We start from the raw sequence: 11,776 nt of genomic DNA on the forward strand, positions 1-11,776 counted from the left end.
ATAAAATCAATTGTATTGAGCGAACATTTCCTGCATCAATATTGGAATATACTGATTAAGTATTTACTAAGTACTCAATTTGTGTTTAATTAGATATCAGGGAGAAAATTATGCCTGCACCATTGCGCCAAATAGCCTACACAAAATTTCGGGAAAGCCTCTTTGAACAATCACTGAAACCTGGCCAGTTCGTTTCGCAACGTGAACTGTGCGATCTTTTGGATCTACCCATGGGTGCGGTGAGGGAGGCTCTTAAGCGACTCGAATCAGACGGGTTGATTAGTTTGATTGCGCAGCGCGGAATTCAGATTGCCGATGTGAATGTTAGGTTCATCAATGATGCGTTCGAGTTTCGTATCATCATCGAATCCGAGGCAGTGCGGCGCATGGCCAGAAATTCTGATAGCTCAGCGTTAAATGATCTGCGCAATCGCACCAAATCCATCATTGAGCAGGCAGAAACTGATAGTTCAGCGGAGCTTTTTCAAGTTGGTTTGAACGTAGATCTAGAGCTGCATAGCTTATTGATGGGGGCTTATTCGAATGAACTTATCCATGAATCTTACCGGCTGTTGGAGGACAAGATCAGACTGATCCGCCTCAATGGTAAATACACGTCCAAGCGGCTCAAGGCCGCAATGCAAGAACACATCGGGATCATTGACGCTCTTCTGGATGAGAATGAGGAAGCCGCGGTGGTCGCTCTGAGAGATCATCTGCGCACATCGTGGCGACGGTCTTTGGGGCAGCCAGAGGATTTCTCATGAAGCGGCCAAATATCCTATTCTTGTTCTCGGATCAGCATAATCAAAAGATGTCTGGGTGTTATGGTGACAAGGTTGTGCAAACGCCCAATATTGATCGGTTGGCAGCGGAAGGCGTGCGGTTTGATAATGCATATTGTCCCTCGCCAATTTGTGTGCCGAGCCGAATGGCGATGCTGACAGCGCGTTGGCCGAGCCGTCAAGATTGTTGGGTGAACGATGACATCTTGCGTTCAGATCTGCCGACGTGGCTGCACGCTGCCGGAGCGAAAGGATACCAGACGACCTTGATTGGTCGATTGCATGCCATCGGCCCTGATCAGTTACATGGATATGGGGATCGCCCAGTGGGTGACCACAGCCCGAATTGGCCTGGCGGTGCGCGCCAATCATTGGGGGTGTTGGAGGGAACAAACGATCCGACACCAGAGTCACTTGAAAAGGCGGGAGCGGGTTACAGCGCGTATCAGGAAAAAGACGAAGATGTCACGACGGCTGCCGAGAGCTGGCTCAAGAATGAGGCTCTGGCTTTAAATTCCGCTGGTAAGCCGTTTTGTTTGACCGTTGGGTTGATGTTGCCGCATCCACCATATGTTGTCGATCAGGAGGCTTACAAGATCTACGAAGGCATGGTGCCTCCGCCAGAGCAAAAGCCGGTTGACGACGAACACGAGTTTCACGCCTGGTGGCGAAAAGATCGTGGCATTGATACCGTAACGCCGGAACAGACTGATAGAGCTCGAACAGCGTACTGTGGGCTGGTTCACCGCATGGACGAGATGATCGGACGTGTTTTGGATGCCCTTGAGGAAGCTGGTTTGCTGGACGACACACTGATTGTCTATGCCTCTGATCATGGTGATCATTTGGGGGAACGTGGTCTATGGTGGAAACATACGTTCTTTGATGAATCTGTGAAAGTGCCCCTGGTTATGCGTTTGCCCGGTGTGTTACCCGCGGGTGAAGTTCGCAAACAGGTCGTCAATCTGGTGGACCTGAGCCAAACCATGCTCGAAGCGATGGGCGCGTCGCAACTCCCACATGCCAATGGTAAGAGTTTTTGGGATGTCGCGAAAACCCCTTCTGCTCCTTGGCTCAACGAAACATTTTCCGAATATTGCACTGATCCTGTGCCGCATTGGACGGGCGCGCGCGCAGTTCAGCAGCGAATGATCCGCGCAGATAATTGGAAATTATGCATCTACGACAGTGAGGCTCCACAGTTGTTTGATCTGGAAAACGATCCGCTGGAAACAACCGACCTAGCGGCGTTGCCAGAACACCGTGAGAAGCTCGAAGCGCTCATGCAAAAGCTCACTCAGGATTGGAACCCTCAGGACATCGTTGAACGGATGAAAACACGCCGTATCGAAAAAGATTTACTGCTTGAATGGGCAAAGAACGTACAGCCCGTCAGTAGCCATATTTGGACTTTTTCACCGGGAATCAACAGGTTGGAGTAGAAACAACAGATTAAAGCAAACTTATGGAGGAACTAACATGCTTAAGAAATTACTTATCTCTGCGGTGGTCGCAGCGACGTTGTCGGGGGGCGCATTTGCCCAAGACCTAGAACAAATACGTATCGGTGCTGCGGGCGCAGTTGACCACTCACCGGTGTTTGTCGGTGTGGAACGTGGCATCTTTGCTGCGCACGGTCTTGATGCCGAAGTTGTCATGTACCAATCTGGTGTCGACATGGTGAATGGCCTTTTGAATGGCGCACAAGAAGTGAACGTCATGGGCTCTGTGCCATACCTGAGCGGGCTTGCGCGGGGTTTCCCACTTGTTCTCATTGGGCATTTGCACGGTGATCCAAACCGGGACTCATATTCAGATAACCAATCGATTGTCGCCTCTGAAGCGTCAGGTGTTGCAGCTGGGGACATTGCGGCATTGGCTGGCAAACGGATCGGCCTACCACGTGGAACCGGAGCCGAAGGTTTTTTGCTGGGTGCACTTGGAGCGGCTGGTTTGGGTGAGGATGATGTTGAGTTGATCAACGTTCCGCCAGCTGAATTGACAACAGCGCTCAATCAAAACGATGTCGATGCTGTCGCCATCTGGCAGCCTTGGGGTGCCACAGCAGTGACCAAAGTCGAAGGTTCGGTTCTGGTACAGGCCGGGGGATGCCCGCAGTGTTATGACCCCGGTACCATCCTGACAACCCAGTCAGCTGTTGCGGACAATGCAGAGACACTTCAGAAATTCATGGAAGCCTTTGCAGAGAGCCAGCAGTGGGTAAGGCAGAATCCTGCGGATGCAGCCGAAATCAATATGCGCTGGATTCAGGGTGTTGATCTGGAAACAATGACGCTCGCTCTAAGCAGTGTAAACCTTGATCCGCGTATGTCGACATATACCGCTCAAATGTATCAGGAAAAGACAATTCCATTCTTGATGGGGCTTGGACGGATTGACGAAAACTTTGATCCATCGGGCGCAATCGACACGCAGTTCTTAGCTGGAGTGCAGGCGAACACACCTGAAGTGTTCTCAGATCTCGATCCCATCCCTGCTGACCGCGCAGCTTACTGAGGTCAATGAAAATGTCAGCAACCCGAGAAATAAAAATCGTAATCGACGATGTGACACTTGTTCACGTCAACGAAGAACAGCGCGAATCCAACGTAGCAGTTGAGGGTTTACACCTCGACATCAACAGGAACGAATTTCTGTGCGTCGTTGGCCCCTCGGGTTGCGGCAAATCCACCTTATTGTCAGCCATCGCGGGGTTTATGTCTCCCCGCGATGGCACCATCATGATGGATGGAAAACCTATTACTCAGCCCGGTGCGGACCGCGGTGTTGTCTTTCAAGAATATGCATTGCTGCCTTGGAAAACAGTTTTGGATAATGTCGCGATCGGGCTAAAGTATCGCGGCGTTCCGAAGGTCGAGCGCGAAGATACTGCAATGAAATACCTGACGATGGCACGGCTCGCCGATGCGGCGAAGAAATACCCTCACGAATTGTCCGGCGGTATGCGTCAACGCGTTGCAGTTGCTCGCACCTTGGCCAATACACCCGAAATTATGATGATGGACGAGCCGTTTGCAGCTGTGGATGCGCAGACACGACTTTCCTTACAAGAGGAACTTTTGAGGGTCTGGGACGCGCACCCTATTACCGTTTTGTTCATCACACACTCGGTCGAAGAGGCAGTATTCCTTGCCGACCGTGTTGCTGTTCTGACACCTGGCCCAGGTTACGTGCGTGAAATCGTCGACATCGATATCCCACGCGAAGCACGTCACTGGGACACGATTTCCAATGATCCCAAGTTTGTTGAATTGCGGGACAAAGTCATGAAACTGGTCAGAGACCCGAGCCGATGACCTTATCCATTCACCCAGCTTGGCGCACACCGCTCATGACGCTTAGTGGATTAGCAGTTATGTTAATCTTGACTAATTTGATTGGCCAATTCACCTCTGCGCGAAGTCTTGCGGACATAGATCTTTCCGGTCGGCCAGACGTAGTGATCAGTTTGGGGTTCACTCCAGAGAGGTTCCATCTCGAAAAGTTTCAAGATGTTGGGCGATACCAAGGCTGGGCAGACGGGCGGGCTGTAATCTTGTCTAGCGATCCCCAAGAGTTACGGCAATTGGCGCGGAACTATTGGATTGAAAGGATCGAGACCTACGAGGCTGCACAATGACAAACCCAACTGATAATATTCAAAATCTACATAGGCGTCCGATTGTATCTACTGCTCAGTGGCGCGGTATCCTTGGGATAGTGAGCGTCCTTGTCACTTGGCAGGTTTCAGTATGGATCATTGCCTTACCCGCATACTTTTACCCAGCCCCCACTGACGTATTCGCCGCTTTTGTGGAATTGACGAAAAAAGGGATCCTGCCAGAATATTTAGTTGACAGCGCAGTCCGCTATTCAGTGAGCGTGGCAACAGGGCTAGGTCTTGGCTTGGCGTTTGGTTTGTTGATTGGGCTGTCACGGTTCTGGTCACGTCTTTTGGGTCCAATTATCAACTTTTTCTACGCAATCGTCGAGGTCGCATGGATCCCCTTGCTGGTGATTTGGATTGGCTACGGCTTTAACACCATCGTAATCGCGATTGCATATGTCGTCTTCTTTCCAGTTCTCTACAATACACTTACGGGTGTGCAGACCGTCCAGCGCGTATTGATCAATGCGATGCAAACATTGGGTGCTACGCGCTGGCAAGTGCTTACAACCGTGGTTATTCCGTCAGCGTTGCCCAACATCACTACAGGTTTTCGCGTAGGCGCAGGGTTTGCGTTTCGAGGGCTTATTTTTGCAGAAATGATTGCCGCGGGATCTGGCATCGGTTTCTTGATATTTGATGGTGCCACGACACGGCAAACCGATCGGGTCGTTGTCGGTATGATCATGATGGGCGTTATGTGGCTGCTTATTGATAGATTGCTTTTACGCCCTGTCGAACAAGCAACAATCGTGCGGTGGGGTCTTGTTCGCAACCAAGGGGGCAATACATGAACACTGCAATCCAAATGCCGCCTAAGCCACGTATCAGTCCTGCGTTGGTCACAGGGCTTTTACCGTTTATCGTTATTTTGGCTGCATGGGCGTTGACCCCGCAAATTTCCGATATACCGGCCTATAAATTGCCATCACCCGGAAAAGTTTGGGGCATTTTTCAGGACATGCTGCTTGACGGGAGCCTATTGTCAGAGGTCTGGGCAAGCCTTCAACGACTTGCAACAGCCTATGTTTTGGGCAATCTGATTGCTATTCCACTTGGGTTGGCAATTGCGCTGAACCGTGCTGTGGCTGAGACATTGACGCCAGTTCTCAGTTTTTTTCAATCGATTGCCGGCATCGCTTGGGTGCCGCTGGCCATTATTTGGTTTGGCGTCGGAGGGGGATCGGTTCTTTTTGTGATCGTGAATACGATTTTCTTTTCAAGCATCTATTCGACCGTAATTGGTGTGCAATCTATTCCGCCGGTCTTGTATCGCGCGGCGCAGTCTCACGGAGCTAATCGCTGGGACGTCATAACAACGGTCGTTGTACCTGGTGCACTAGTGCAGATACTTGTCGGGCTGCGGACCTCGATGGCCTACGGTTGGCGTGCCCTTGTGGCCGCTGAAATGATCGCGGGCACAAACGGGATCGGCTATATGACACTCGAAGCGGTCCAGTGGTATCAAACAGAGATTGTCGTACTGGGCATGATCTTGATCGGCATATTATGGTTAGTCCTTGACCGGTTGTTGTTTGTTCCAATTGAACGCGTAACAGTCCGCCGTTGGGGTCTTGTGTCATGATGGAGAAGGTTCCCTCACTCGGGCTTGGCACTGCCGCGCTTGCGCTTACTGATCTGTCAGAGGCCGAACGGACATTGTCGTTGGCTTTGGACAGCGGCATTAAATACTTTGATACAGCGGCGCTTTACGGCGGCGGGCAGGCCGAAATTCGTCTTGGTAAGGTCTTGAAATCTCAGGCCGCACGCGATGTTTTTGTGTCGACAAAGGTTGGCCGCTATCGCGAACTTGGTGTGGCCGCACCAGGCCCAAATGATACTCCGGATGTTTGGGATTTCTCCGAAGCAACCACGCGAGCTTCCATTCGGCGGTCGCAAGACCGATTGGGTCGTGACTACCTAGATTGCGTTTTCCTGCATGATATTGAAATGGCACCCGAGGCGGCGCTCGCCGAAGCCTTACCCGTTCTCAAAGACCTGCAAGCTAAGGGGGAGATAGGTTTGATCGGCGCTGGGTGTAATACAAATGCAGGCTTAATTGCAGCTATCTATCGCGGCGCAGCCGATGTGGTTCTGGTGGCGGGGCGCTGGACCTTGCTTGACCGAAGTGCCGCTCGAAATCTGTTGCCGTTGTGCGCCCGGAAACGTACAGCCGTTGTTGCGGGTGGTGTATTAAATTCTGGCTTGCTGGCTAAACGGCCTGTTGAGGGGGCATCGTTTGATTATCGCCCAGCGACTGTCGTTGAGCGTGACGCCGCCACCCGAATACATGACCTTGCACAAGCAAGTGGAATCCAATTGATAAACGCAGCTTTGTCTTTTCCAACACGTCATTCGGCGGTCGACACCCTTTTATTAGGTGTTTCTACGGCCTGTCAGCTTGAGCAAAGCCTGTCCGCATTGAAAACCAATATCCCGCAAGAGTTTTGGGAAAACGTCGCACCCTTGGGGTTACTGGCATGATGATGGAAAATGCCATAGACGCTCATGTTCACCTTTGGGATCCACAACGTCGTGACGACATTTTGATCTGCGATACGCATCCCGAACTGAATGACAAAGCGACAAGCGTTGCTTTGCGAGCGCATTTAGCAGGCTGTGGGTTCAGTCGCGCAATTGTGGTGCAATCCGCCCCTGACGATAGCCATTCGGAGTGGTTGATCAAACATGCATCTCGGTTAGACCAGATAGCTGGTGTGGTGGCATGGATCGATCCAACTGCAACCGATGCCTTGGATCGCGCCAAGCAGTTGATTGCTCAGCCTTGTGTTTGCGGGGTTCGATTGATGCTAAATAGAATGTCGAATCCGGGTCGGTTGCTGAATGATGAACCAATGGCAGTCTTGACCCTATTGGCAAACGATAACGTTACGATTGAACTTTTAGCACCTGTAGATCAACTTGAATTCTCCTGTGACCTTGCTGATCAATTCTCAGGTAAAATCGTGTTGGATCATTGCGGACTTCCGCCACAAAACGCCTTGTCAAATCATGCATGGCGCAACGGTTTGCAAAAACTGGCCAAACGCCCGAACGTCGCAACTAAGATGTCCGGCTTGATTGAGCCCTACGAGGGAATGCCGACTGACGTCGACCTGTTCGCTGTGATGGATTTCGTATGTACGCAATTCGGCCCACAGCGGTTGATGGCTGCCAGCAATTTTCCTGTCGCGCAACTGACCGAACTCGAAAAGGTCTGGGTGGCAAGCCTTGTGTCTTGGGCCATGTTACGTGATTTCAACAGCTTAGAACAAGCCGCGCTTTGGTATGATTGCGCGATCAACTGGTATCCACGATTAAATCCAAAAGGTGTCATCGCATGACCAAACTAAAAGGCAAAACCGTCCTTATCACCGCTGCGGGACAAGGGATTGGTCGCGCGACCGCTGAGATGTTTGCGGCCGAGGGAGCACGGGTGATTGCGACGGATATCAATGAAGCCGCATTGGCTGAGCTTGATGCGATTGATGGGATCACGGCACGTGCGTTGAATGTGTTGGACGGTGCTGCTGTGGAAGCTGCGATTGCCGATATCGGGCCTTTGAATGCGCTGTTCAACTGTGCCGGTTATGTTGCCAATGGCGCGATTGCGGAGTGTGACGAGAAAGACTGGGACTTCAGTTTTGATCTGAATGTGAAGGCACAATACCGGTTGATCAAATTGATTCTGCCAGGCATGATTGTGATTGGCGGCGGGTCGATCATCAATATGTCGTCCGTGGCTTCTTCGATCAAGGGCGTGCCAAATCGCTTGGCCTATTGTGCATCCAAGGCAGCCGTTATCGGCCTGACCAAGGCAGTCGCGGCGGATCACGTAACCGACAAGGTGCGTTGCAACGCCATTTGTCCGGGCACCGTCGAAAGCCCCAGTTTGCATGACCGTTTGCGCGCGACTGGCGATTATGATCAGGCACTGAAAGATTTTATCGCCCGTCAGCCTTTGGGCCGCATCGGACATGCCGCAGAAATCGCATCCCTCGCCCTGTACCTCGCCAGCGACGACAGCGCATTTACTACAGGCCAGACCCACGTCATCGATGGCGGCTGGGCCATCTGAAATTAACCGGAGATACCTATGAAATTACTACGTTATGGCCCCGCAGGTGAAGAAAAACCCGGTCTGTTGTTTGAAGGGGTGATCCTGGATCTTTCTGATTACATCGATGATCTGAGCGGCGGTGCGTTGTCTGATGAGGTGTTGGATCGAGTGCGCGTATTGGACCCCACCAAGTTGCAAGTTGTGGATTCAGAGACACGCCTTGGCTCCTGCGTCGGCAACGTCGGAAAGTTTATCTGTATCGGCCTGAACTATGCCGACCACGCCGCCGAAAGCGGAATGGAGCTGCCGCAAGAACCGGTTGTCTTCTTCAAGGCAACCTCTGCCATCACAGGCCCGAACGACATGGTCGATATTCCGCGCAATTCGGTCAAGACCGATTGGGAGGTTGAGCTGGGCGTGGTGATTGGTAAGCACACCAAGTATGTCAGCAAGGAAGACGCGCTGGATCATGTTGCGGGCTATTGCGTGATAAACGATCTGTCTGAACGCGACTTTCAAATCCATCGCTCTGGTCAGTGGGTCAAAGGCAAATCTGCTGATACGTTTGGGCCAATTGGCCCATGGTTAGTGACACGTGACGAGGTCGGGGACCCCCAAGACCTATCCATGTATCTCGAAGTAAACGGCTATCGTTATCAGGATGGTTCGACCCGCACGATGCACTTTGATGTGGCCACGATCATCTCGCACTTGTCGCAGTTCATGTCGCTGCAGCCGGGTGATGTGATCTCGACCGGGACGCCGCCAGGCGTGGGCATGGGGCAAACCCCTGAAACATATCTGAAACCGGGCGACGTGATGGAACTTGGGATCGAAGGCCTTGGCGTGCAGCGTCAAACGGTACAGGCCTCCGCATGACAAGGATTATCAGTTTACGCACCCATGATTTGCGCTTCCCCACGTCCGAGAGCTTGGACGGATCAGACGCGATGAACCCTGATCCGGATTATTCGGCGGCTTATGTTGTGTTGGAAACCGACGGCGCGCACGAGGGCCACGGTTTAACGTTCACCATCGGGCGCGGGAATGAGATTTGCGTGGCCGCAATCCATGCCTTGCGCGACCGATTGGTGGGGCTTGAATTGGACTGGATCAAAGAAGACATGGGCCGTTTTTGGCGCCACGTGACATCCGACAGCCAGTTGCGTTGGATTGGACCTGACAAGGGTGCGATCCATCTGGCCACGGGGGCGGTGGTCAACGCGGTGTGGGACCTGTGGGCCAAAGACGCGGGCAAACCAGTTTGGCAATTGGTTGGGGAAATGTCCCCCGAAGAAATCGTCAGCTTGATCGATTTCCGCTACATAACGGACGCGATCACCCCAGACGAGGCGCTTGCAATTTTGCAAAAGGCTGCAGGTGGTAAGGCCGCGCGGATCGAAAAACTGAAGGCGGAAGGATACCCTTGTTACACGACGTCAGCGGGATGGCTCGGCTACCCCGACGACAAATTGCGCCGTCTGTGCCGCGAGGCCAAAGACGCGGGCTTCACCCATACCAAGTTCAAGGTTGGCCGCGATCTACAAGACGACATCCGCCGCCTAACCATCGCGCGCGAAGAACTGGGCTGGGACATGAACATCATGATCGACGCCAATCAGGTCTGGGAAGTTGATCAGGCTATCGAATGGATCAAGGAACTCGCGTTCGCCAAGCCGTACTTCATGGAAGAACCCACATCGCCCGACGATGTCTCGGGCCATAAAACCATCCGCGAGGCGATTGCTCCGATCAAAGTGGCGACTGGTGAGATGTGTCAGAACAGGATCATGTTCAAACAGTTCATCAAGGACGGCGCGATTGACATCGTGCAGATTGACAGCTGTCGCATGGGCGGGCTGAACGAGGTGTTAGCCGTGATGCTGATGGCCGCAAAATACGACTTACCGGTTTGGCCGCACGCAGGCGGTGTTGGCTTGTGCGAATACGTCCAGCACATGTCGATGATCGATTACCTCGCGATTACGGGCGAAAAAGACAGCAAACGGATCGAATTTGTGGATCACTTGCACGAGCACTTTGTTGATCCTTGTATCATCGAAAACGGTGCCTATTTGACCCCATCCCTTCCAGGGTTCTCGATCGAGATGAAGACGGAAAGCATCATTGAATATACCTTCCAACGCGTCCTGACCGCCGAATGACCATTGGTCGGCGACAGATTACTGACCATTGGAGATTTGGTAGTGTCGCAAAGTTTAGTGTAGGGTAAATTTATCTTATCTGTGGACACAATTATCCGGCGAGCGCAGCAAATTGTTGGAATGCAGATTTGTTGGTTCTACCGAACTGACGTTTGCGAATCATATGTGCAATCTCGATGCCTTGCAGCGTTGCTGAAGCCGAGCGGAACGATTTGAAGTGCATCATGGCGCGCGCCAGTCTTTTGATAAACCTATGATCCTGTTCTACGATATTATTCCGTTGCCTGACAGCGCATTCTAAATGCGTGAGAAGGAGATATTTTATCTGCAATATCTTGATCAATTTACTTTCGTCCGAGAATTTCAACATCACATTGGTCCATTACAGCCCAGCCAAATTAGCCCCGTTTTTGTCGATAACAACCTTGTCTGGCACATCGTTAGTATCAATGGCTTGTTTGAAAAAACGCCGAGCTGCTTTGGCGTCCCGTTGCTCAGACAACATGAAATCAAGGGTTTTGCCATTCTTGTCGACAGCACGATAATAGTAAGTCCACTTGCCCTTCACTTTGATGTAGGTTTCGTCCATGCGCCACGAATTGTTGGTTGCAGACTTTCTCCGCTGAGCTTCACAGGCAATCAATGGGCTAAACTTAACCACCCATCTGTTCAGTGTTGCGTGGTCAACTTCTACACCTCGCTCCGCCATTATTTCTTCTAAGTCACGATAGGAAACGGCGTATCTGACATAGAAGAAAACTGCGTACAGGATAACTCCTTTTGGGCAGTGGCTACCATTAAAGTTAATCATTGAAATCTCGATTTGAATAGATGTCGAACTAAAGGTCTATTACAAAATCAAAATGAACTGATCGTAAACTTTGCGACACTACCTTCATCATGGTCTTTGTGAACTGGATGATGTGCATGATGCTCTTCATGGAGAGAAGGTCGCTATAGGTGTTTTGGCAGGGGTATTGCCAAGTTGTTTCAGCCTGCAGTATCTTGTAGTCGAATTCGATGAGTAATTTAGCAGTCTTGCCCCGCCTCAAGGGCTACCGTTTTTCGCGAGCGATCATATCATACGCCGTTTGGACGT

Annotated in this window: 12 protein-coding genes and 1 pseudogene; 12 read left to right on the forward strand and 1 reads right to left on the reverse strand. The window is 51.5% G+C overall.

The annotated features are described in order from the left end of the window. The first annotated feature begins 110 nt into the window (after window positions 1–110). The 12 genes from AB2J24_RS19260 to AB2J24_RS19315 are packed head-to-tail and all read left to right on the forward strand — an operon-like array spanning window position 111 to window position 10,677. Window positions 111–767: a GntR family transcriptional regulator gene (locus AB2J24_RS19260; protein WP_367386723.1), complete on the forward strand. Its 657-nt coding sequence runs from the start codon at window positions 111–113 to the stop codon at window positions 765–767. After that, window positions 764–2,227 carry a sulfatase-like hydrolase/transferase gene (locus AB2J24_RS19265; protein ID WP_367386724.1) on the forward strand — a complete coding sequence of 488 codons (1,464 nt, stop codon included), beginning with the start codon at window positions 764–766 and terminating at the stop codon, window positions 2,225–2,227. Before AB2J24_RS19260 ends, AB2J24_RS19265 begins: the two co-directional genes overlap by 4 nt. 37 nt (window positions 2,228–2,264) lie before the next feature. Continuing rightward, window positions 2,265–3,302, forward strand: coding sequence for an ABC transporter substrate-binding protein (locus AB2J24_RS19270; protein ID WP_162652982.1), 1,038 nt, complete (start codon window positions 2,265–2,267; stop codon window positions 3,300–3,302). A gap of 5 nt (window positions 3,303–3,307) precedes the next feature. After that, window positions 3,308–4,102: an ABC transporter ATP-binding protein gene (locus AB2J24_RS19275; protein ID WP_162652981.1), complete on the forward strand. Its 795-nt coding sequence runs from the start codon at window positions 3,308–3,310 to the stop codon at window positions 4,100–4,102. Continuing rightward, entirely contained in the window at window positions 4,099–4,425 is a 327-nt protein-coding gene (locus AB2J24_RS19280) for a hypothetical protein (RefSeq protein ID WP_367386725.1), read from the forward strand. The genes AB2J24_RS19275 and AB2J24_RS19280 overlap by 4 nt, the downstream gene beginning before the upstream one ends. After that, a complete protein-coding gene (locus tag AB2J24_RS19285; protein WP_367386726.1) occupies window positions 4,422–5,246 on the forward strand; it encodes an ABC transporter permease in 825 nt (274 codons plus the stop codon). Before AB2J24_RS19280 ends, AB2J24_RS19285 begins: the two co-directional genes overlap by 4 nt. Further along, complete coding sequence (locus AB2J24_RS19290) at window positions 5,243–6,037, forward strand: ABC transporter permease (RefSeq protein ID WP_244627871.1); 795 nt, start codon at window positions 5,243–5,245, stop codon at window positions 6,035–6,037. Before AB2J24_RS19285 ends, AB2J24_RS19290 begins: the two co-directional genes overlap by 4 nt. Next, window positions 6,034–6,936 (forward strand): aldo/keto reductase, encoded by a 903-nt coding sequence (locus tag AB2J24_RS19295; protein WP_367386727.1) that lies wholly within the window; start codon window positions 6,034–6,036, stop codon window positions 6,934–6,936. The genes AB2J24_RS19290 and AB2J24_RS19295 overlap by 4 nt, the downstream gene beginning before the upstream one ends. Next, on the forward strand, window positions 6,933–7,796 hold the full coding sequence (locus AB2J24_RS19300) for an amidohydrolase family protein (protein WP_367386728.1): 864 nt from the start codon (window positions 6,933–6,935) through the stop codon (window positions 7,794–7,796). Before AB2J24_RS19295 ends, AB2J24_RS19300 begins: the two co-directional genes overlap by 4 nt. Beyond that, complete coding sequence (locus tag AB2J24_RS19305; RefSeq protein ID WP_162652976.1) at window positions 7,793–8,530, forward strand: SDR family oxidoreductase; 738 nt, start codon at window positions 7,793–7,795, stop codon at window positions 8,528–8,530. Before AB2J24_RS19300 ends, AB2J24_RS19305 begins: the two co-directional genes overlap by 4 nt. Window positions 8,531–8,548: 18 nt before the next feature. Then, the gene (locus tag AB2J24_RS19310; protein ID WP_367386729.1) at window positions 8,549–9,391 is read left to right on the forward strand and encodes a fumarylacetoacetate hydrolase family protein; all 843 of its coding nucleotides are present in this window, start codon (window positions 8,549–8,551) and stop codon (window positions 9,389–9,391) included. Beyond that, window positions 9,388–10,677, forward strand: coding sequence for an L-fuconate dehydratase (locus tag AB2J24_RS19315; RefSeq protein WP_367386730.1), 1,290 nt, complete (start codon window positions 9,388–9,390; stop codon window positions 10,675–10,677). The genes AB2J24_RS19310 and AB2J24_RS19315 overlap by 4 nt, the downstream gene beginning before the upstream one ends. A 91-nt stretch (window positions 10,678–10,768) precedes the next feature. On the opposite strand, the pseudogene AB2J24_RS19320 reads toward AB2J24_RS19315, so the two are convergent. Continuing rightward, a pseudogene (locus tag AB2J24_RS19320) lies at window positions 10,769–11,488 on the reverse strand (IS6 family transposase). Between the last annotated feature and the right edge of the window lie 288 nt (window positions 11,489–11,776).

It is taken from the genome of Lentilitoribacter sp. EG35, from assembly GCF_040784015.1.
Taxonomy (GTDB): domain Bacteria; phylum Pseudomonadota; class Alphaproteobacteria; order Rhizobiales; family Rhizobiaceae; genus Lentilitoribacter.